Origin of the sequence: Treponema sp. OMZ 838, from assembly GCF_000775995.1 — a bacterium.
Lineage (GTDB): Bacteria > Spirochaetota > Spirochaetia > Treponematales > Treponemataceae > Treponema.
Map to the genome: position 1 here is coordinate 2,394,000 of NZ_CP009227.1, position 21,455 is coordinate 2,415,454.

Annotated in this window: 16 protein-coding genes; 10 read left to right on the forward strand and 6 right to left on the reverse strand. The window is 45.5% G+C overall.

Annotation, left to right across the window (positions count from 1 at the left end; translation table 11 throughout):
* The first annotated feature begins 8 nt into the window (after positions 1-8).
* Genes gpmA through QI63_RS10845 form a run of 3 tightly spaced genes read left to right on the forward strand, consistent with a single transcriptional unit; the run spans position 9 to position 7,024 of the window.
* Positions 9-752, forward strand: coding sequence for a 2,3-diphosphoglycerate-dependent phosphoglycerate mutase (gpmA, locus tag QI63_RS10835; protein ID WP_044016319.1), 744 nt, complete (start codon positions 9-11; stop codon positions 750-752).
* 20 nt (positions 753-772) lie between these two features.
* A complete protein-coding gene (gene uvrA, locus QI63_RS10840) occupies positions 773-3,655 on the forward strand; it encodes an excinuclease ABC subunit UvrA (protein ID WP_044016322.1) in 2,883 nt (960 codons plus the stop codon).
* A gap of 21 nt (positions 3,656-3,676) precedes the next feature.
* On the forward strand, positions 3,677-7,024 hold the full coding sequence (locus QI63_RS10845; protein WP_044016324.1) for an LPS-assembly protein LptD: 3,348 nt from the start codon (positions 3,677-3,679) through the stop codon (positions 7,022-7,024).
* 116 nt (positions 7,025-7,140) lie between these two features.
* Here the strand turns inward: QI63_RS10845 and QI63_RS10850 are convergent, their stop codons facing one another.
* The 4 genes from QI63_RS10850 to loaP form a co-directional block, all read right to left on the reverse strand.
* Positions 7,141-7,890, reverse strand: coding sequence for an ABC transporter ATP-binding protein (locus QI63_RS10850; protein WP_044016327.1), 750 nt, complete (start codon positions 7,888-7,890; stop codon positions 7,141-7,143).
* Between the two features lie 210 nt (positions 7,891-8,100).
* Positions 8,101-9,540: a C69 family dipeptidase gene (locus QI63_RS10855; protein WP_044016329.1), complete on the reverse strand. Its 1,440-nt coding sequence runs from the start codon at positions 9,538-9,540 to the stop codon at positions 8,101-8,103.
* A 51-nt stretch (positions 9,541-9,591) separates the two neighbouring features.
* Positions 9,592-11,088, reverse strand: a complete 1,497-nt coding sequence (locus tag QI63_RS10860; RefSeq protein ID WP_044016331.1) for a polysaccharide biosynthesis protein — start codon at positions 11,086-11,088, stop codon at positions 9,592-9,594.
* Positions 11,085-11,627, reverse strand: a complete 543-nt coding sequence (loaP, locus tag QI63_RS10865) for an antiterminator LoaP (RefSeq protein ID WP_044016333.1) — start codon at positions 11,625-11,627, stop codon at positions 11,085-11,087. Before loaP ends, QI63_RS10860 begins: the two co-directional genes overlap by 4 nt.
* A 135-nt stretch (positions 11,628-11,762) precedes the next feature.
* Between loaP and QI63_RS10870 the strand changes: the two genes are divergently transcribed.
* Both QI63_RS10870 and QI63_RS10875 read left to right on the forward strand, forming a co-directional pair.
* Positions 11,763-13,838: a methyl-accepting chemotaxis protein gene (locus tag QI63_RS10870; RefSeq protein ID WP_044016336.1), complete on the forward strand. Its 2,076-nt coding sequence runs from the start codon at positions 11,763-11,765 to the stop codon at positions 13,836-13,838.
* A 119-nt stretch (positions 13,839-13,957) separates the two neighbouring features.
* On the forward strand, positions 13,958-14,896 hold the full coding sequence (locus tag QI63_RS10875) for an AEC family transporter (protein ID WP_044016338.1): 939 nt from the start codon (positions 13,958-13,960) through the stop codon (positions 14,894-14,896).
* An 11-nt stretch (positions 14,897-14,907) separates the two neighbouring features.
* Here QI63_RS10875 and sdaAA read toward each other — a convergent pair whose 3' ends face one another.
* Positions 14,908-15,846, reverse strand: coding sequence for an L-serine ammonia-lyase, iron-sulfur-dependent, subunit alpha (gene sdaAA, locus QI63_RS10880; protein WP_044016340.1), 939 nt, complete (start codon positions 15,844-15,846; stop codon positions 14,908-14,910).
* 12 nt (positions 15,847-15,858) lie between these two features.
* Complete coding sequence (sdaAB, locus tag QI63_RS10885) at positions 15,859-16,521, reverse strand: L-serine ammonia-lyase, iron-sulfur-dependent subunit beta (protein ID WP_044017345.1); 663 nt, start codon at positions 16,519-16,521, stop codon at positions 15,859-15,861.
* A gap of 327 nt (positions 16,522-16,848) precedes the next feature.
* Between sdaAB and tpiA the strand changes: the two genes are divergently transcribed.
* From tpiA to QI63_RS10910, 5 genes are all read left to right on the forward strand, one after another.
* The gene (tpiA, locus tag QI63_RS10890; RefSeq protein ID WP_044016343.1) at positions 16,849-17,598 is read left to right on the forward strand and encodes a triose-phosphate isomerase; all 750 of its coding nucleotides are present in this window, start codon (positions 16,849-16,851) and stop codon (positions 17,596-17,598) included.
* A gap of 318 nt (positions 17,599-17,916) precedes the next feature.
* On the forward strand, positions 17,917-18,276 hold the full coding sequence (locus QI63_RS10895; protein WP_044016346.1) for a hypothetical protein: 360 nt from the start codon (positions 17,917-17,919) through the stop codon (positions 18,274-18,276).
* A 155-nt stretch (positions 18,277-18,431) separates the two neighbouring features.
* Positions 18,432-19,349 (forward strand): nucleotidyltransferase family protein, encoded by a 918-nt coding sequence (locus QI63_RS10900; protein ID WP_044016348.1) that lies wholly within the window; start codon positions 18,432-18,434, stop codon positions 19,347-19,349.
* Between the two features lie 311 nt (positions 19,350-19,660).
* A complete protein-coding gene (locus QI63_RS10905; protein WP_044016350.1) occupies positions 19,661-20,737 on the forward strand; it encodes a methionine ABC transporter ATP-binding protein in 1,077 nt (358 codons plus the stop codon).
* The gene (locus QI63_RS10910) at positions 20,734-21,441 is read left to right on the forward strand and encodes a methionine ABC transporter permease (protein ID WP_235619701.1); all 708 of its coding nucleotides are present in this window, start codon (positions 20,734-20,736) and stop codon (positions 21,439-21,441) included. The genes QI63_RS10905 and QI63_RS10910 overlap by 4 nt, the downstream gene beginning before the upstream one ends.
* Positions 21,442-21,455: the final 14 nt, after the last annotated feature.

Consider the following 21,455-nt stretch of genomic DNA (forward strand, 5'->3'; position numbering starts at 1 on the left):
GGTAAGAAATGAAATTAGTGCTTATACGGCATGGCGAAAGTGAATGGAACAAGTTGAACCTGTTTACCGGTTGGACTGATGTGGAACTGTCGGAAAAGGGCGTAGAGGAAGCAAAGGAAGGCGGAAAGGCTCTTGCCGCAGCCGGTTTTGACTTTGATATCTGCTATACCTCATACTTAAAACGGGCGATTCATACGCTGCAATTCGTATTGGATGAGCTTGACCGCAACTGGCTTCCCGTCGTTAAAACATGGAAGCTGAACGAACGACATTACGGCGATCTGCAAGGATTGAACAAAGCTGAAACGGCTGAAAAATACGGAGAAGCGCAGGTAAAGATTTGGCGCCGTTCCTTCGATATTGCGCCGCCCGTCCTTGCCGAAAACGATACACGCTGTCCGTATCTCCAAACTGCATACCGCGGCATCGACAAGGCGGAACTGCCCCGTACCGAAAGCTTGAAAGATACCATTGCACGGGCTGTTCCGTATTTCGAATCGGTAATTAAAAGAGATATGCTGGCAGGTAAGCGCGTACTGATTGCCGCCCACGGTAATTCGCTCCGTGCGCTTATTAAATACTTCGAGCATCTCAGCGATGAAGAGATTATTCAGGTGAATTTGCCGACGGGCGTTCCGCTTGTCTATGAATTTGATACTAATTTTAATGTGGTGAGTAAGGCCTATTTGGGAGATCAGGAAAAAATCAATGCCAAGATCAACGCCGTTGCGAATCAAGGCAAGGCGAAATAAGCGTTAATTTAATCTTTATCATGCAAGAAAATGAAGTACAGAATCGTGCGCACGTGAATAAACTCATTGTTAAAGGTGCGCGCGAGCACAATCTCAAAAATATCGATGTGGAGCTGCCCCGCGACAAGCTCATTGTGGTGTCGGGGCTTTCCGGTTCGGGGAAGAGCTCCCTTGCTTTTGATACCATCTTTGCCGAGGGGCAGCGGCGGTATGTGGAATCCCTTTCGGCGTATGCGCGGCAGTTCTTAGACCGTATGGATAAGCCCGATGTCGATTATATCGAAGGCTTGTCTCCGGCTATTTCCATAGAACAAAAGACCACGCACCGTAATCCGCGCTCGACGGTCGGCACGGTAACGGAAATTTACGACTACTACCGTCTCCTGTATGCCCGAACGGGGCATCCGCATTGTCCGCAGTGCGGGAAAGAAATTCAGGAGCAAACGGTCGATCAAATTATCGATGCGATTATGAGCTGGGAAGACCGTACCCGTGTTCAAATCCTCGCGCCGATTATCAAGGGCAAGAAGGGCGAACACCAGAAGATTATCGAAGACGCCCAAAAGGCGGGTTTTCTCCGTGCGCGCATCGATGGACTAACGGTTAATTTGGAAGACGGTATTAAGCTCGATAAACAAAAGAAACACACCATAGAGATTGTCGTCGACCGTATTCAGCTGTCCGCCGATGCCCGCAAACGGCTTTCGGAGTCGGTAGAGACTGCGTTGGAAAGTTCCGGCGGAACGTTGATAGCGTTGCGGCAAAAGACAGCGGATGACCCGATAACGGAAGTATTCTTTTCGCAAAAGAATGCCTGTCCCGACTGCGGTATTTCGATGCCGGATTTGCAGCCACGCCTTTTTTCGTTTAACAACCCTTACGGCGCCTGCCCCGAATGTACCGGTCTGGGGCATAAGCAGCGTTTCGACTTTAAGCTGATGGTTCCCGACACCTCGCTGTCCTTTAACGAGGGGGCGTTCTTGCCCTATAATCCCGATTCTGCGTGGAACCGCGCCCGTTTTGAGTCGCTTGCCCGCCGCTTCGGTTTTTCACTCGACACGCCGGTAAAAGATTTATCAAAAAAAGATTTAAAGATTATCATGGACGGCTCCGGCCTTGAACCGATTGAATTTGTGTACGAACGGCAGGACGGGTCGGGTAAGTCAAAGTACCGCCGTCCGTGGCTCGGTATCTATGCCGATATGCAGCGCCGCTATAACGAAGCGTATTCGGCAGCGCAGCGGGAATCGTACGAAAAATATATGGCGGTTACGACGTGCGAACACTGCGGCGGTAAGCGTTTAAAGCCCGAAGCCTTAGCCGTTACCGTCGGCGGTAAAAATATTTACGAGTTAAGCAGCCTTTCCGTCGGCGATTCAATTACGTTTTTTGAAAAGCTCAAGCTGACCGCTACGGAAAAGACTATTGCACACCAGATTTTAAAAGAGATAACCTCCCGCCTCCAATTTATGAAAAACGTGGGGCTTGACTATATTACCCTTGAACGGAAGGCGGCGACGCTGTCCGGCGGGGAATCGCAGCGGATACGGCTTGCGACCCAAATCGGCTCCAGCTTAATCGGAGTGCTGTACATCCTTGACGAACCGTCCATCGGATTGCACCAGCGGGATAATCAGCGGCTGATCGATACGCTGCTGTACCTGCGCAACCTCGGCAATACGCTCATCGTGGTAGAACACGACGAGCAAACTCTCCGTGTCGCCGACTACATCGTAGACTTAGGCCCGGGTGCAGGGGTGCACGGTGGTGCTGTCGTAGCGGCGGGTACTCCCGACGAGGTGATGCAGGTAAAGGAAAGCCTTACCGGTCAGTACCTTGCGGGAACGCTCTGCATGGAACTTCCCGCGGAACGGCGGAAAGGGAACGGCTCCTTTTTAACTTTGCAGGGAGTAACCGAGCATAATTTAAAGAATGTTTCGGTTTCCATCCCGCTCGGAGCCTTTACCTGCATCACCGGCGTTTCCGGTTCGGGGAAGTCCACGCTCCTTTCGGATGTGTTGTATCCCGCCGTATCCAATGCGCTGATGCGCAGCGGCTTGCCGGAGGGCGCATACAAAAAGATAAAAGGGCTTGAGCATATCGATAAGGTTATCAATATCGACCAAAGCCCGATCGGCAGAACGCCCCGCTCGAATCCTGCGACCTATGTAGAAGTGTTTACTGCGATTCGCGACTCGTTTGCAAACTTGCCGGAAGCGAAAGCGCGGGGCTATAAGCCGGGGCGCTTTTCGTTTAATGTGCGGGGCGGCCGCTGCGAGCACTGTCAGGGTGACGGCGCGATAGCAATCGAAATGAACTTTTTACCCGACGTGTATATCACCTGCGATGTGTGCCGCGGGAAGCGGTTTAACAAAGAAACGCTCGATGTCCGGTACAAGGGGAAGAACATCTCCGACGTGCTCGACATGACCATCGAAGAAGCCGCCGAGTTCTTCGCTTCCGTGCCGCAGATCGCCCGCAAAATGCAGACCCTCCTTTCGGTAGGGCTTGGCTATATCCGCCTCGGGCAGTCGGCGCTTACCTTGTCGGGCGGCGAAGCGCAGCGGGTTAAACTGGCGCACGAGCTTTCCAAGCGTTCGACGGGGAAAACGCTCTATATTTTGGACGAGCCGACAACGGGGCTGCATTTTGCGGATGTTAAACAGTTGATGGAAGTTATTCAGCGGCTGGTGGATCAGGGTAATACCGCCCTAATGATCGAGCACAACCTCGATGTTATCCTGCAAGCCGATCATATCATCGACCTTGGTCCGGAAGGAGGTTCCCGTGGCGGTACTATTATTGCGGAAGGAACGCCGGAAGAAGTTGCCGAAGTGAAAAATTCCTACACGGGATTTTACATCAAAGAAATGCTCGACCGGCAGCGGCAAAAAAGCTCATAGGTTTTTATAGACAGCCGTATAATGAAAAAGCTGCTTGTTTCCTTTTTTTGCCTTTTTTTATTCATTCTCGCTTCTCCCTATGCGCAGACCGCGAAAGAACCGAAGGTTATTACCATCAATTCCGTGCGCATAATGGAGGTGTTTAAAAAAGAGAATAAGGCGCAGTATCGCACCAATCCGGATAAAAGTGAAACGGCAGGGGAGCCTTCTGCGGCAATAAAGGCTGATGCCGGTCAGCAGTCCGCTGCCGACACACTTCCTGTTACGGAAAGCACGGAATCTCCGGCAGAACAAAACGGCGGCACGGAAAATACATCCGACGCTCAGGTTCCGGTAACAACCGAAGAGGCTCAAAAAGCTATTGAAGGGAAAAAAGATGACATTATTGTCTTTACCGGCGGCGTTTCGGTTTCGGTAAAAGAAGGCTCATCCGTTTCTACAATTGAGTCCGATAAGTTGGTGTACAACCGTTCGGAAAATACGATCGAGGCTGAAGGAAATGTCCGGTACAGCAGGAAGACGGGCGGTTCCGAAGGGGCGGAAGAGTTCACCGGTGAATTGCTGCTCTTCAATATCGATGAGATGGAAGGTATATTCCTCGACGGTACGATTAAACAGGCTCCGCGGAAACAGGGGCAAAATCCTTTTACGATTCAATCGGCAACGGTCGGCCGCGATTCAAGTGGTACAACAGGATTTAAAGATGCCGCACTAAGTACCAACCCCGATCCGGACGAAGAACCGTTGTGGTCTATCCGTGCAAGCCGGATTTGGCTGTTGCCGGGTAACGAGCTTGCGTTTGCAAACGGTTATTTCTCCATTGGAATTGTACCGATATTATATCTGCCGTTTTTTTATCATCCTGCCGATGAAATGGTGGTTCATCCGGTGTTCGGCTTCCGCAGTCGTGAGGGCTATTTTCTTCAAACAACGACATATCTTCTCGGTCGTAAACCGCTTGATACCGATTCAAAAAAATCCGGTTCTTTCTCCAATTTCATGAAAAGTGATAGGCTTAAAAAGCAAGAACGAATCGGTTTGTTTTTTAAGAACCTTGATGAAGATGCGACTGATATAAGCCCTGCCTATATCAAACTCATTGCCGACACCTATTCACAGCTGGGTGGTTTAGTCGGCATAGACGGAAAGATCATCCCTAAAAATACGCCGATTAGCCAACTTGATTTTTCACTTTTTTTCGGAATGTCTCGGACACTCTTTCCGCTGAATAGAATCGGTATTGACGGTATTACACATACTACCTATTATACGAATGGAAAACGGTACTACAATAAAAGCTTTTTTTTAGGAATGCCGCTTCCGTTTCGATACAGGGCGCATATCAATTTCGGTATTTCGCAGGCGCCGTTTCAACTTTCGATAAATGTCCCCTTTGTATCCGACCCTTATTTTAAGAAAGACTTTTTTGATCGATCGGAGGACATGAATTGGTTTAATTATCTTTTGAACAAAGATAAGTTGGCAAAAGGCGCTGATATAGGAATGGAAAGTTCCTATTCGTGGAAGCTTAACGGTTCTATCCGTCCGTCATTTAAGAAAATCAGCCCATGGATTTCTTCATTTAATCTGGATACCGCATCACTGACCGTTAACTTTTCTTCAAAAGAAACAAACCCGCCGGCAACCGGTGAAGAAGCCTATGCACCTCAGCGGGTTTTCTTTTATCCGTCGCTTTTTAAGCCGGAGGGGAAAATCTCAATTGCAGGAACACTATTATCAAATACACTGTTTAATGAAAAACCGGCAAAAAAGATCCCCGATGTTGAAGGTATCGACCATCCGTTTATAACGAAGGATAAAACATCATCGGATACAGGAAAAACCGAAAACACCGATAAAAAGGAATACTTTGATGCCTTTGTTCCGGTGTTTAAGCCGGTATACGGCAAAGAATTCGATCATAGTATTATATATTCGCTCACATATTCGGGAGATTTTTCCGCATTACAAGAGACAACCTTTGCTTCTTCACAGTGGAATAAACCCGAAGATATACGTTGGCAGGATTATGAATCGCGCTATTATCAGCTGAAGGGGAGTGCCGGTTTAAAAGGTACGCTATCCTATTCGCAAAATCTTATTACTCTCTCGAGTAACCTTATTATTTCAGGAAATTATCAGCGGCACCCCTGGACACGGGATGTAAGTAAAAAGCCGATTTTAGAGCTCAACAACTTTAAAGTGAATGTGTATATGCTGAAAAACGAAAACTCAGTAACGGTCAATCCTTTTGTGTATAACGATCTATTTAAACCTATATCCTTTAGCTGGAGTATCACGGAAATTTTAGCAAAAAATACGTTTACCGGTTCGTATAGTAATCCTAAATGGGAAACACAGGGGGTAAAGTGGAATAAAGATTTTATCACTGCCCATACGGGATCTGCGGTATTCGGTGTTATACTTGCGGAAAAGTATACGCAAAAAATTACTTTTTCTATGAATCTGCCGCCGCTTTTGCAAGCCTATAGTACTTCACTCAACGTATCATTTCCGTATGGAACATTGACAGCCTCGACAAAGTTGTTCGAAAAAGAGAATGTGGCAGATAAATGGGCGTGGGAACCATTTAAGGCAGATGTAACATGGACGCTTCCCTATGATATACGGACTGCCCAAACCTATATCTATAATATCCAAGAGAAGAGCAATGAGCGGCTGCATATCACTTTTGGGTGGAAATATATTTCAGCCTTTTATACCCAAAGTCGCGAAATACCGCAAAAACTTGACCCGTCGTTAAAGACATGGGTTCTGGACGGTACGGAAAAACGATTTATTCCCTTTGCTTTGGGCTTTTCGTTTTCCAATACTTCCAATCCCTTTACTATTTATGCATGGAAAAACCGTATCAAAATACAGCTTGGATTGTCGTCAACCTTACAGTTTAATTTAGTCCGCATTACGGATAGCTATTTTACGTTTGCACCTAAGATTATTTTTAATATCCATGAATTTTGGGATTTTTCTTTCGGTTCATCAAGCAGGAATGATGTCATTGCACGATATTTTCAAAAAGCACTCAATTTACCGATTGTTATTCCCGGCAATACCAATGTACTGACCGATTTGGTTGAGTCATTTTATTTTTGGGATACATCAAAACGGGAAGCATCAGGATTTAAACTCCAATCGCTGGATATAGGCCTTACCCATTATCTTAAAGATTGGACATTAAAATTCAATTGTGAAATTAAACCTCAGTTAAAGAATGTAGGCACCCGTAAATATTATGAATTTAGTCCGACAATCACTTTTGCGGTCGAGTGGAAACCTATCGGCGATATTAAAGTTGAAGCAAAAAAGAAAGACGGAAAATTCTCCGTTGAGCGTGGCGAACTACAATAGCGCATCTCTAAGGGCAGTATTGTGAAATACACCGTCACAATAGCGCCATCAGTATAGCATTTTGAAATTCGGCAGGTATCCGAAAAAACGCTCCGGATTTTCAGGTACCTGCTGTTTTACGAAGAAGCAGCGGGTGAAGTGCCTCTTTCCGTCATCATAAGGAACAGATGCTCAAGTGAATCGTTTGTGCCGCGCTGTGCTTGCAGTTCAGACAGCGACCCGCAAAACAGCATCCGCCCCTTGTTGATAATCGCAAGTTTGTCGCATACCTTTTCGGCAATTTCCATGATATGCGTGGAAAAAAACACCGTCTTTCCCGAATCGGCATAGCTCCGCATTAGGGTTTTCAGGCGGAACGCGGATTGAGGGTCAAGCCCGACGATGGGCTCATCCAAAATCCACAATTCCGGCTGATGGATAAGGCTTGCCGCAATGAGCAGCTTTTGCTTCATGCCGTGTGAAAAACTCGCGATGCGCGTGTTCAATACCGTATCGATTTCAAAAAGCGCGGTATACTCTGCAATCCGTTTCTGCCGCTCTTCGGTTGAAACACCGTACACATCCGCGACAAAGTTGAGGTATTCAAGCGCCTTAAACTGCACAAACACTTCGGGATTATCGGTTACATACCCGATTTTCCGCTTTGCTTCCAGCGGATATTTCAGTATATCGGTACCGCCGATGAGAATATCCCCCGAATCGGGCGCAATGACACCGGTGAGCATTTTGATGGTCGTCGTTTTTCCCGCCCCGTTCGGCCCCAAAAAGCCGAAAATCTCCCCGCTTTTCGCCTCAAAAGAGAGATTATCAACCGCCTTTTCCCTTGACCGTCCATACGTCTTTGAAACATTCCGTATCGTAAGCATATTTTTACCTTCCATTTGTGCAAAATTTTAGATAAAATTTTGCACAATTTTTTTCAGAAAAAGGGCAAACGCATCAGAGAAATAGACAAAATTGCAGAATAAATAGGATGTGAGACCATTTGAGCCGTGGAACGGCGAAACTCTGGTCGAATAGCCTGTTTATTCTGCAGGGCTGTTAAAAAAACAGTCTGATGCGTTTGCCCTGAGTTTTTACAGGTTTTTATCCATTTTGAAGCTGAGCTTTGAGTAGTTAAACGATTCCAGCATCAGCTGCGCGATCAGGTCTTTGGTCTTTTTAATGACGTAAGCGGCGGTCCTTTCGTTTTCCGCGGTGAGGAATTCGGTCAGTTTTTCTCCGGTCAGGGCTTTGCCTGCTTCGGTAACCTCGTGAACTCGTTTGAACCCGTAGGTTTGCATCTCGTTCAGATAGGTTGTATTTGCGTCGCGGAATGCCGGATAGCGGCTTTCGGTGAGGAACCCGAGGATTTTAAACAGCCAATAGGCATTTTCGAGCGAGACGGTCGCCGTCTTTTTTTTGTAGATTTTCGGTGTGTCGTTGATATTGGTAAAAAAAGGTACATAGGGGGTAAAGGCGGTAGTGCCGAATGCGAGCCACTGAATAGCGGCCATGCCTTTCGGTACGCGGGAACGCAGCTGGAGAATATGGGATTCTGCCGTGCGGGAAAGAGAGATACCTCTGAACCGTGTTTTTTCGTAGTCGGTTCCCGCCTTGCCGAGCGGATCATAGATGGTTTCGTTGTAATGCGAACTCAAGATATACTGCACATCTTCTACCGAAATCAGCCTGCTCGCCTTTCGTATAAACGGGATATCGTTGGATACGGGGCTTTGCTCTATTTCGGGGTTCAAGTATTTTTGTGCAAACCATGCGCGCGGCGTGTTGTACACACGGTCTTTCTCGGTTGAGGTACCGAAAATATGGCGGAAGTTAAAGCCTTCGCGGTCGGGATTGAGCTTATGCGTATCGACAAATGCCTGAATGCCGTCTGCCCACATAAACTCACGCTCGTTTGAAAAATCGATGGTTTCGATACAGACCTGATTAGGTGCGACGGCATAGCAGTTGTCGGGGATGCGCTGCGCGACCCAGTAATGTCCGCACGGGATTTCCATATACCATGCTTCATCCGCATCGGCAAACAGGATCCCGTTGCCTTCCGCCGAACCGTACTGTGCGATGAGCTTACCTAAAAAGGCAACCCCTTCCCGCGCGGAATTGATAAACGGTGCTACGATGTTGTAGATAGCATCTTCTCCGATACCGTCCGGTACGAGCGGATCGAACGCAAGCACGCGCGGATTGCCGTATACGCTTTCGGTGGAGCTGACGGCAATATTCTTTTCGTTGATGCCTGCTTCTCCGTATTCGCCTTCATCGCCCTTCAGCAGCTGAAATGCCTGAGGCGTAGAAGTGCAGCGGAGCGCCTTCTCCGGCAGCGCAACGGTAACGCCGGTGTTCTTCGATGTATAGGTACGGTTTTTTACCTCGCTTGCGGGCATCACGGTAAACAGTTTAACCGAAATCGCTTCGTGAAAGTCCTCGTTGCGGGCAATCATCACCGAACCGTCAACTGAGGCCTTTTTACCCACCAGCACGGTGGTACAAGATTGATGATGTGTGTTGTTCATATAATGTAATCTCCTATAAAACCTTTTAGATTTAATGTGCGAGAAGTGCTTTTACCGCGCATCCCTAAGCGACTGACATGCATCGCAGAGGATACGCGTCAGGTATTCTTTATTCCGATAGAGCTCCGGATCCCCCGAAGGACAGCATACGGGATGTAGTGCGGTAAGCAGTTTGCCGAGGGTACCGCGGTCATATTCCTCACGGTTTTGGAGGCAGAGAATTTTCGGATACTCGGTCGGCTCGGTGTACTCCGTTTCAGAAGTTAGCGGCTCTTCCAACCGTTCTCCCGGACGTACCCCGATGATTTCTATCGGTATGTCTTTTTCCGGTTCGTAGCCCATGTACCGTATCAGCTGACGGGCGGTTTCCAGAATATTGACCGGTTCGCCCATATCCAGTAGGTATGACTGCCCGTTGATGCCCACTCCGCCAGTCTGCAATACGAGTGAACAGGCTTCCGGTATGGTCATAAAAAAGCGCATCATATCGGGGGAGGTTACCGTTACGGGACCTCCTTTTTTTACCTGTTCGACAAAGAGCGGAAAAATTGAGCCGCGCGAGCCGAGCACGTTTCCGAACCGGACAAACATATAGGCATAGTCAGCGCTGCCGTATTTTTCTTTGACCCGCGCGGCGGCATCAAGCACCATCTTTTCGTTGAGCATCTTCGAAACCCCGTAAATCGATACGGGATTAACCGCCTTATCCGTCGAGATAAGCACAAAGCGTTTTACGCCGTTTTCGATACAGGCATCGAGCAGGTTCTTGGTACCGAACACGTTATTTTCGATGACGGCGACGGGGTTCGCTTCCATCAGCGGTACGTGCTTGTAAGCCGCCGTATGGAAAACCGCATCGCAGCGGAGCTTCCCGATAATATACCGCATATACTCGCGGTCTTTCAGCTCACCCACGATAGGCACAATCGTTGCCTTGTCGCCGACCCCTTCTTCCTGTAAGAGGTGGAGTTCTTTATCGATCTGGTAAATTGAGTTTTCTCCATGCCCGAATAGATAAAGCCGCTCGGCGCCGCCCGAAAGGAGCTGTCGCGCCAGTTCGCTGCCGATGGAGCCGCCTGCGCCGGTAATCAGTACCCGCTTTCCGCGCAGATAGGCAAGGCTGTTTTTTAAGCTGATTTTTATCGGTGTGCGTCCGAGCAGGTCTTGCGGGTTTATCTCCCGTGCTTGTACGAGGTGCGCATTCCCGTCTACAATCTGCGAAATACCAGGCAGTAATTTGATGGTGGTAAATCCTGCCTCTTTTACAATTGCATAGATTTCGCGTAATCGCTCTGCCTTTATACTTGGAATGGCAATCAACAGTTCATCCCGCGCCTCCACTCTGATAAGGCGGGCAACATCTTGAATCGGACCAAGTACCGGAATATCTTCAATTTTAGTACCGATTTTCTGCGGATCGTCGTCAAGGAATGCCGCAACACGGCCGAATACGCCTTTCCGTTTTATTTCGTGGGCAATCATGGTGCCCGCAAGCCCCGCCCCGATAATATACACGGTCGGCTGTACTTTATTACTTTGAGCTGTCATCTCTCCCCTCCACCTAAACCGGCCGCTGCCGGCTCTATCACATCAAAAGCCAAATCGATGGGAAAGCTGTCGGTGTACATATCGAGCAGTACCTTAGCCCGTTGCTTTCTTCTATCAACTTTGATAATTTTTCCTTCAAGTCCTTTCAGCGCCCCTTCTACAACACATATCCGTGCATTCGCGTCAAAAAATACTTTAGACGGAGCAGTAACTTCTCCGAACGAAAGAAAATGGCGCAAAAGCGCGAGGTCATTATCGGCAAGCGGCAGCGGATTTTGATTATTCGGCAAAAAATGATAAAAATTCGGTGTCTTACGGAGCTGCCAGCAAAGCGGAAGCGATAAGTCAGCGATTTCTAAAAAAATATAGCCGGGAAATACCGGGGCATCAACTTTGTGCCGTATACCTTTCTTTTTAACATACAGTATGCGGCGCGGAAAATAGGCTTCTATTTCATGTTTTTCTTCATTTAATTTCCGTATTGTTTTTAACAGCTCCGGTTCCTTACCTGTTTTTACCTGCACTGCATAATAATCCATAGAGCATTCACTATAGCATAAAAGAAAAAAAAGCTCCATTGGGCGATACAGGGCAATGCCTATCTAGCTATAAAAATGAAAATACGGTACACTTATTCTATCGTCAAATTTTTCTTACTATGCTGGAGAGACTCTATGAAAATACGGACATCAGTTAACCTGTTTTTGGTAACGACGCTTATTATCGCTGTTTGCGGAGCCCTCGCTTTTAGCGTTATGCAAGCAAGGTCATATATGGAAAGTAATTTCTATAAGACCGTACCGTTTATGTTGGATGCTTCATGTTCTGAATTACAGGCAAACCTTGCAGTGGGCTTAGCACGTTCGCAAGACTTAGCGGAAGAACCGTACTTGCTGGATTGGTTTAACAGTTATGAAAAAGATAACGAAAATGGCGCTAAAGTTACCGAAAGACTGATTGATGTTAGTCAAGATGAACAGTTTTCTGCCGGTTTTGCCGCTTCGAATTTAACCGGTAATTACTATGTTGTTGATAGTAATAAACAGGTAAAAAAAGATATACTTACCGAAGCCGATGATTCATGGTTTTTTACCATGATGAAAAGTCCGCAGACGTTATTTTATAGTGTCGATTATAATAAAACGCTCAATAAAACGAATTTTTGGTTTAACGTAAAAGTATTTAATACGGCAGGGGAAGCTATCGGATTTGCCGGTATGGCAGTCGATTTACAAAAAACCGTTGCTAAAATAAATAAATCGCTACCGAGTCCGCAATCATGGGTCGGCATTATTGATAATACCGATACATTATCGCTTTGCTCAAATGCCGACTTTACAAATAAAAAACTGAATAAGGTGATCGGTATTCTTTCAAACTTAACCGGCTACAGTAATCTTCAATACTATGACGATGCTTCGCTCGGCAGAGTGGTTGTTGTAAAAAAACAGCTTGCCAATTTGCCTTATTATACTATCATGGCAGTTCCTGTAAAGGATTTTGCACCGCCGATTTTCGCGATTATGAGCTATTCTCTTTTATGGACGGCCGTACTGGTAATAGTTATGATCGCAGTCAATCAGTTTATGCTCCGCTATTTATTCGGACGATTTATTAAACTCCATGCTATTTTCGATAAAGTTGCAGAAGGTGATTTTACCGTTCAGGCAGCAGTACATTCCGATGAGCTCGGTGCCATCGCGTTATCCATGAATAATGCAATAGAAAAAATCCGTGCTTCTTTTTTGGTTATCACTAATACGGCAAAAAATATGCAAGCGGTTAGCCAGACATTGTCTACAAGAATGGTGAATTCTGCTGCAGCACTTAATGAGATAACAGGAAATATTGAAAGTGTAAAAGACAGCGTCATGGTTCAGCATACGGAAGTTACTGAAACTGCTGCAAAGATAGATTCTATTGCTCAAACGATGTCAAGCCTTGATTTTCATATTGATAATCAAGCTAAAAGTATTTCCGGTTCATCTCTTACAATCGAAGAAATTATAAAAAATATCCGGACTTTACAAGAACGGGCTGAAAAAAATCTTCAATCGATTAAAACCCTTGAAAAAACAACTCATACCGGTAAAGAGACCGTTGCGATGGTTGTTGAGGTAACAAAGGTAGTAACGGAGCAATCCGAGAGTCTTCTCGATGCTATTACGGTTATTCAGAATACGGCAAGCCAAACAAACCTTCTCGCGATGAATGCTGCAATTGAGGCAGCCCATGCGGGGGAAGCGGGAAAAGGGTTTGCAGTCGTCGCCGATGAGATACGAAAACTGGCTGAGGAATCGGGTGCTCAAGGTACAAGTATTACTAAGGTTTTGGAAGAACTTAAACATAAGATCGAAAGTCTTAATGGTGCAGGACCGCTGGTAGCGGAGCAATTTGAAAAAATCAGTGCTATGATGGACTTTATCTATCGACAGGAAGACGGCATGATCCGTACCATGAAGGAACAAATGCAGGGCGGTGAAGACGTCTTGAATGTGATTAGTGAAGTGAATGCCATAACATCGAAGGTTAAAGCCGATTCAAATAACATACTTTCCGAAGCTACCGATATTTCAGCCGGTATCAAAAAACTTGCCAACCTGTCTGAGATTATTACACAAAGCATGGCTGAAATGGCGTCCGGAATAGCGGAAGTCAACAATGCAATGCAAGAAGTAAATACTATCGCGATGAATAATCAGAAAAATGCGGCCAACGTTACCGGAGAAATTGGAAAGTTCAAGGTATAAGCAGTATGGGAACCTCTAAAAGACTCAGCTTTTTAGAGGTTTTGTTGAGATTTTTTTGCCCGTTTATCTAAAACGGGTATTCTCAGACAATTTCCAACCGGTAGCGTAAGGAGCATAACATGGGAAGTTTCTTTATAGCATTTAATGCAGTTATGCCGGTCGTTCTCTTAGTTGTTTTCGGCTATTTTCTCAAACAACAAGGGTATTTCAGCAAGACAACGATTGCCCAATTAAATAAGCTCTGCTTTGACTTACTTTTACCGATCGTAACCTTTAATAATATTAGAAAGACAAATTTAAATGAAGTTTTCGATTTGCGCTTCGTTCTGTATGCCGCAGGAAGTATTTTAGTCGCTATCTTTCTGCTTATTATCATTGTTCCCTTATTTGAGAAAGATAAAAAAAAGCAAGGCGTTATGATTCAGGGGACATTCAGAAGTAATTTTGTGATGCTTGGGATTCCCCTTTCTTCTTATATTGCAGGAGAAAACAGCGCGATCTTGGCATCGATGCTTATTATGGTTGTTGTTCCCATCTTCAATGCTGCAGCCGTTGTTATATTTTCAATCTATGGCGGATGCGCCGTCAACAAAAAGAAGCTGATACGAGATGTATTAAAAAATCACATGGTCATTGCCTCTCTTTTAGGAATTATGATGTCCTTGCTGCATCCTCCTATTCCCCATTTTTTCAATAAATCGTTGACGGATATCGGCAAAGTAGGCAGTGTATTTCCCATTATCGTACTGGGTGCAATGCTCGATTTTTCAAAAGTTTCGGCAAATTTTAAAAATCTGTTGATTACCGTTGCAGGCAAGCTCATCGGTATGCCGTTGATCTTTATTACGCCGGCTGTTTATCTTGGATTTCGAGCCAATGAGATTGTAGCGCTTATCGCCCTTTACGGTTCTCCTACGGCTGTTATTTCAGCGGTTATGGCTGAACAACTTGGCTGTGATCATGAACTCGCTGCTCAAGTCGTTATTTTCTCAACGGTACTATCGTGTATCACTATTTTCGGGATAGTCTTTGTACTGAGCTTTTTGAAGGTGATATAGGCTTCCCCTCATCAGTTACCACATGATCCGCATGAGCCGCAGGTATTGCACGGACTGCCGGTAAGCGGTGAGTGCGTACCGAAGACCTGCCGTTCAAAGGCTTGTCCCGTCGGTGTTATTGCTAAACCTCCTTGGGCCGTTTCACGAAGCGATGCCGGAAGTCCGTCGCCGACCCGTTTGAGGGACTCGATGGTTTCATCCACGGGAATTGCGCTTTTAATACCTGCAAGTGCCAGCTCTGCAGCGGTAAAGGCAAGTGTAACGCCGGAAGCATTCCGTTTAATGCAAGGAATTTCTACCAAGCCGGCAACGGGATCGCATACCAATCCCAAAATACACTTGAGGGTTATCGCTACGGCATGAGCCGCCATCTCCGGTGTGCCGCCTAAGAGTTCCACAATGCACGCTGCTGCCATCGCGGAAGCGGTGCCGCATTCAGCTTGGCATCCGCCTGAAGCGCCCGCAATCGACGCCTTGTTTGCAACAACCATACCGACAGCTCCTGCAGTAAACAGCGACAGCACTACTTCTTTCTGCGGAATACCGTGTACTTTTAGCAAGGCGCCCAATGCGCCGGGAAGAATACCGCAGGAACCGGCTGTGGGAGTTGCAACAATTTTTCCCATCGCGGCGTTTATTTCGGATACTGCCATTGCCATCTGAATAGCGTTTGACATAAGATCCCCGCAAAGGTGTTTACCTTCCGCAATCGTCTGTTTTAATCGGTATGCATCTCCACCGGTTAATCCGCTGGTCGATTTAACCCCCGGTTTGCTGCCGTTTTCGATTGCTTCCAGCATGGCTGTCAAGTTTTCTTCCATCCGCCTAATCAACGCTTCTTCCGGCTGTTCAAGCTGTGCTGATTGATCTTCTAATACAATCTCTCTGATACGTTTATGCTGCGCTTCCGCTGTTTTATATAATTCGTTGATTGATTCATAACTAAGCATAGAGGACTCCGTTTAAAATGGTCTAACAAAAATCACCTTGGTAACACCGGGTATTTTTTTGATAGCGGCTTGCAAATCTTCTCCAAGGGAGCGTCCGTCAATCTGTAATGTCATGATTGCCGTTCCACCCTTTTTGTCCCGTGCAAGATTGAATTTGTAGACATTGAGTTTATACTGTGCCATCAGTGCAGTTACGGCGGCGATCATTCCCGGTATGTCATTGTGTACGACGATAATCGTTGGGGATTGACCGGTGATTTTTACCTCTCTGCCGTCTATGTGGGTAATAACAATGTTGCCGCCGCCGATGGATGCTCCCTGCACACACACGGTTTTGCCGCTTGCATCGGTTAAGGTGATTTCCGCTGTATTCGGATGAGCGTCGGGAATGACCGTCGGCTCAAAAGTAATAGAAAGACCGGTTTCTTTGGCAATTTGTAAGCTCCTTTTGATACGCTCATCATCGGTCTGCATACCCATAATTCCGGCTGCCAGTGCCCTGTCGGTTCCGTGCCCTTTGTATGTCTGCGCAAAAGAGCCGTGCAGCCTGATATATGCCTTTACTGCTGGGGCGCCGAGCAGTAGCCTGCTCATTAAGCCGATTCGTACCGCCCCTGCCGTATGAGAACTGGAAGGGCCGATCATGATGGGGCCGATTATATCAAATACATTCATCGCATCATCCTTCTTTTGTTTATTAAACCTGTTCGGAAACTTCCGTTTCGGGACAGGTTTATTATAACCGAGAATATATAATAAAAAAAGTCCTGATTCTGTTTGTGCTGTGCATGATAGAACGGCGGAACAGGCAGAACAATACCCTTTAATAAGCTGTAAAGGTGCGGTATAATGAAATATCTGAAAGTTTTTATAGGAGATATGATAAAAAACATCGCCTAAAATTGCGTCGATGCTTTTTATCGCAAGTTTGCGGTGCAAACTTGATTATTTATATGTGCGCGCATTACGCGCGCACGACTAAAAACTTTTGTAGGAGAAGGTATGCGTAGATATTTTATTGCAGGTAACTGGAAAATGCACAAAACAAAGGGAGAAGCCGTAGATTTGGCAAAAGGTGTGGTAGAGGCTGTCAAAGGCGGAAAGCACAAATACATGATTGCTCCTTCCTTTACCGCCCTTGATGCCGTTTCTCAGGTAGTAAAAGGGACGAATATTTTGCTTGGTGCGCAGAATATGAGTACTGATGAGCAAGGCGCTCATACCGGAGAAGTGTCCGTATTGCAGCTTAAAGACCTTGGTGTACAGGTTGTTATTCTCGGCCATTCGGAACGGCGTCATATTTACGGCGAAACCGATACGATGATCAACAAAAAGGTTCGGCTTGCATTGCAGCACGGGCTTGAAGTGATCCTTTGCATCGGCGAATTGCTGGAAGAACGCGAAGCAGGTCATGCGGAATCTGTTTGTGCGTCACAAACCGAAAAAGGATTGGAAGGCGTAACCGCGCAAGAACTGGCACGGGTAACCATTGCGTATGAGCCGGTCTGGGCAATCGGTACCGGAAAAACGGCGACCCCGGAGGATGCCGATGCGATTCATGCACATATCAGATCCGTCATTGCGAAGCTATACGGAAAGGCTGCTGCCGATGCAATGGTCATTCAGTATGGCGGTTCGATGAAGGCTGAAAATGCCAAGGCCTTACTTGCAAAAGAAAATATCGACGGAGGCTTAATCGGCGGTGCCGCACTTAAAGCAGACACCTTTGCTCCGATCGCTCTATGTGAATAACGCGGAACAAGGCAACCGTACCGCTACTATTTTCAAACGGTTGCTTTCTTTTTCATTCGAAATTTTGTTAAAAATTTCGAATGGTTTATTTTAGAAGAAGGGCAACCGCATCAGGTAGGATAGATAAAAATCGCGGAAAAATTGAGACTATGAGACCATTTGAACCGCGAAGAGGTTCAACTCTGGTCGAATAGTCTCAATTTTTCCGCGGGCTTGTTAAAAAAAAGCCTGATGCGGTTGCCCTGAACAGTTGATATTGCAAAGAACGATTTTTCCGTATATACTAAACTTGTTTATTACTTTATAGGAGGATCTATAATGAACAAGAAAATACTTGCGCTGTGCGCATTTATGTTGCTCGCTGTTGTCCTGTCTGCGCAGACCATACAGCCTAAAAAGCAAAAAATAAAGGTTGAAGGGCGTGCAAATGCCAACCTTTATATGACCGAAATTTATAAGACCGACAACTGGGCGGAATACTATTGCGTATATGAAGAAGATAAGAACACTTTTGACGAAAATGAAGCTGAAAAGGTCATGTATGAATTCTTTTCAAATTACAAACGGGATAAAGGTTTTTCTTCCGTCGAAGTTGAAGATTTGAAAGGCGCTACCACCGGTAAGACAGTAACAACGATGGAAAAACGCGTTATTTTCCGTCACGTAAACAAACGGTAAACAGACGAAAACCTCTAAAACTGTGAGGTTTTAGAGGTTGCCTTTAGCCTTATGTGCATTTAGAGTGCTTTTATAGTGTGATTAATGAACTTTTGAAACGCTGATTGATCCTGCAATGGGTTAATCGGCGTTTTCTTTTACGGAGGTACAATAGAATGAAACCTACATTATTGGTTTTAGCAGGAGGAATGGGGAGCCGTTACGGCGGTGTTAAGCAAATAGATGCGGTGGGGATGCATAATGAAACATTACTGGATTATGCAGTTTATGATGCTATGCATAACGGTTTCGGAAAAGTAGTATTTGTTATTCGAAAAGATATTGAAACCGATTTCCGCGCCCGTTTATTTGACCGGATTGCGCGTAATTGTGATGCAGAATACCTGTTTCAATCCATTGATTCACTGATCGATCCTAAAGAACTCCCGCAAACGGTAAACCGTAAAAAACCGTGGGGTACCATTCACGCCGTACTGTGTGCGGAGAATTCCATTAAAACGCCCTTTGCCATTATCAATGCAGACGACTATTACGGACGCAAGGCATATAAAACGATGGCTGAGCATTTATCGGTATTGGATACTCATTCTCCCAATCATGCGATGGTCGGTTATATTCTGGAGAATACGATGAGCGAATCCGGTTCCGTATCTCGGGGAGTATGCAACGTTGAGAACGGAATGCTGGTTTCTATGAAGGAACATACCAAGATTTCTTACGGTGAAGAAAACGGTAAACGGGTAATACTTTCTCAGCTTGAAAATGGAGTAATACATCTGACCGGCAAAGAAACCGTTTCTATGAATCTCTTCGGCTTTAGTCTGAAAGCATTTGAAGGTTTCCATGCATTCTTTGAAGAGTTTATTAAAAAGAATATCGCAAGCGAAAAAGCCGAATGCCTCTTACCGGAAGGAGCGAGTATGCTGGTTACGAAGGGGCTCGGTACAATCAAATGTTATACCACCGATGAACGCTGGTTCGGTATGACCTATCCCGAAGATCGCGAAATCGTGAAAAAAGAAATAGCGCAAAAAATTACAGAAAACTATTATCCCGAATTCTTGTGGAAATAAAATAAGTTTAAATATTGATCGTATTTAAACCGATTTTCTTAACACTTTTGTAAGTTATTGTTTTATAATAACTTACAAAAGCGTTTTTTTATTTCATGTTGATGTGTTATGTTATTTTTCTTACAACCGGAGATATCGGAAACGATTTTTCTACGGATTTGTATATAAAAATATGTGCAGATGTTCAGCTTTCGGTATGCCGATATTGCTGCAGTAACTCAAGCTCTCTCCAATAAATATTACCACCATAAGTAACTTGCTGTTGACAGTATTAAATAAACGAGCTATGGTAGACACCTACGGCGGTGTATATGGTAGAGTTGAAAAATCTTAATAAAACATATTATCTTGCGAACCACACGGTTGAAGCAATTAAAGATGTATCGCTTACTGTAAATGACGGTGAGGTCTTCGGTGTTATCGGTTATTCCGGAGCCGGAAAGTCCTCCCTGGTGCGGTGTATCAACTTGCTCGAAGTGCCGGACAGCGGAACGATTACGGTAAACGGTACTGCCGTTACATGGGAAGAAAACGGAGCCTTTAAGCGTCTTTCAAACCATGATATGAAACAGGTACGGAAAAAGATAGGTATGATTTTTCAGCATTTTAATTTGCTGGATCGGTCTACCGTTTTTGATAATATTGCATATCCGCTCAAGTATTCGGGATTGTCTAAGGAACGAATACGGGATCGTGTACATGAGTTACTCGAACTGGTCGATCTTACCGATAAAATACGGGCATATCCCGCTCAACTGTCGGGCGGACAGAAACAACGGGTTGCTATTGCCCGCGCCCTTGCCAATAATCCGAGTTTACTGCTTTCGGATGAGGCAACGAGCGCCCTCGATCCTGAAGCAACCGAATCGATTTTAAGCCTGCTAAAAACGCTGAATAAAAAGCTGAATCTTACCATTATCCTTATTACCCATGAAATGGCGGTGATTAAATCTATTTGTCATAAAGTTGCCGTGATGGAAAAAGGAAGGGTTGTTGAACAGGGTGATGTATATTCCATTTTTGCAGCGCCTGAGCAAGATATCACGCGAAAATTCATTGCTTCTCAGTCATCCCTTTCTAAAATCGGAGCCATTGCATCTTCCGCTCACCGCCTGATCGACACCGGTGCCGGCAGCCGCTTGGTTAGATTGCAGTTTGAAAAAGATGTTGTCGGAGATGCGCTGATCTCTGAAGTGTCTCGAAAATACAATGTAAATCTCAGTATTGTACTTGCGAATGTTGACCTTATTCAGGGTGTACCGCTTGGAGGCATCGTTGCGGTTATACAGGGCGACACATCAAATGTCGATAACGCACTTACCTATTTTCGCAGTAAAAATGTCAAAATATTTGAATATGCAAAAACTGATATATCGGAGGAAGTGTGATCGTGGAATTTCTTGAGCAGTGGTGTCCCAATCTTTATGCCTATTGGTATCGTTTCTTAGATAATTGCCTCGCAACCTTCCAGATGTTTCTTATTTCCGGAAGTATTTCATTCGTATTCGGAATGTTTTTTGGTGTCTTGCTTGTCGCGTTTAAGAAGGATGGCATAAGAGAAAATAAAATCCTCTATACCGTTATCAGTATCATTATCAACGTATTCAGATCTATTCCATTTATTGTGTTGCTCGTATTTTTGATTCCCTTTACCCGAGCGGTTGTGGGTACGGCAATCGGCGTAAAAGGAGCTGTTATTCCGTTGATTTTCGGAACCGTACCGTTCTTTTCGCGTCAGGTTGAAAGCGCCCTTGAAAATGTGAATCCGGGAAAAGTTGAAGCTGCTCGCAGTATGGGAAGCGGTACGGCCGGTTTGATTTTTCGAGTGTATCTGCATGAGTCGGTTCCTGAGCTCATCCGTGCGGCAACAATTACGGCTATTTCGCTCGTAGGTTTGACCACAATGGCAGGAGCTGTCGGCGCAGGCGGACTGGGAGACTTTGCCATCAACTATGGTCAGGGCTTAAACCACGCCGACATTATCTACGCCTGTATCATCGTATTACTGCTTTTTATCTGTTTTTTACAGTTTACCGGTTCTTTTTTCGCCAAAAAGACGACAAATAGGGGATTGTTTAAAAAGACGTACTGATAATAGACCTGTTC

Excerpts from the sequence above, each read along its gene's own strand:
- QI63_RS10900 (WP_044016348.1), top strand. The coding sequence starts at position 18,432 with ATGAAACCTACATTATTGGTTTTAGCAGGAGGAATGGGGAGCCGTTAC.
- QI63_RS10850 (WP_044016327.1), bottom strand. The coding sequence starts at position 7,890 with ATGCTTACGATACGGAATGTTTCAAAGACGTATGGACGGTCAAGGGAA.
- gpmA (WP_044016319.1), top strand. The coding sequence starts at position 9 with ATGAAATTAGTGCTTATACGGCATGGCGAAAGTGAATGGAACAAGTTG.
- tpiA (WP_044016343.1), top strand. The coding sequence starts at position 16,849 with ATGCGTAGATATTTTATTGCAGGTAACTGGAAAATGCACAAAACAAAG.
- QI63_RS10860 (WP_044016331.1), bottom strand. The coding sequence starts at position 11,088 with ATGACAGCTCAAAGTAATAAAGTACAGCCGACCGTGTATATTATCGGG.
- sdaAB (WP_044017345.1), bottom strand. The coding sequence starts at position 16,521 with ATGAATGTATTTGATATAATCGGCCCCATCATGATCGGCCCTTCCAGT.
- QI63_RS10905 (WP_044016350.1), top strand. The coding sequence starts at position 19,661 with ATGGTAGAGTTGAAAAATCTTAATAAAACATATTATCTTGCGAACCAC.
- sdaAA (WP_044016340.1), bottom strand. The coding sequence starts at position 15,846 with ATGCTTAGTTATGAATCAATCAACGAATTATATAAAACAGCGGAAGCG.
- QI63_RS10870 (WP_044016336.1), top strand. The coding sequence starts at position 11,763 with ATGAAAATACGGACATCAGTTAACCTGTTTTTGGTAACGACGCTTATT.
- QI63_RS10895 (WP_044016346.1), top strand. The coding sequence starts at position 17,917 with ATGAACAAGAAAATACTTGCGCTGTGCGCATTTATGTTGCTCGCTGTT.
- uvrA (WP_044016322.1), top strand. The coding sequence starts at position 773 with ATGCAAGAAAATGAAGTACAGAATCGTGCGCACGTGAATAAACTCATT.
- QI63_RS10845 (WP_044016324.1), top strand. The coding sequence starts at position 3,677 with ATGAAAAAGCTGCTTGTTTCCTTTTTTTGCCTTTTTTTATTCATTCTC.
- QI63_RS10855 (WP_044016329.1), bottom strand. The coding sequence starts at position 9,540 with ATGAACAACACACATCATCAATCTTGTACCACCGTGCTGGTGGGTAAA.
- QI63_RS10875 (WP_044016338.1), top strand. The coding sequence starts at position 13,958 with ATGGGAAGTTTCTTTATAGCATTTAATGCAGTTATGCCGGTCGTTCTC.
- loaP (WP_044016333.1), bottom strand. The coding sequence starts at position 11,627 with ATGGATTATTATGCAGTGCAGGTAAAAACAGGTAAGGAACCGGAGCTG.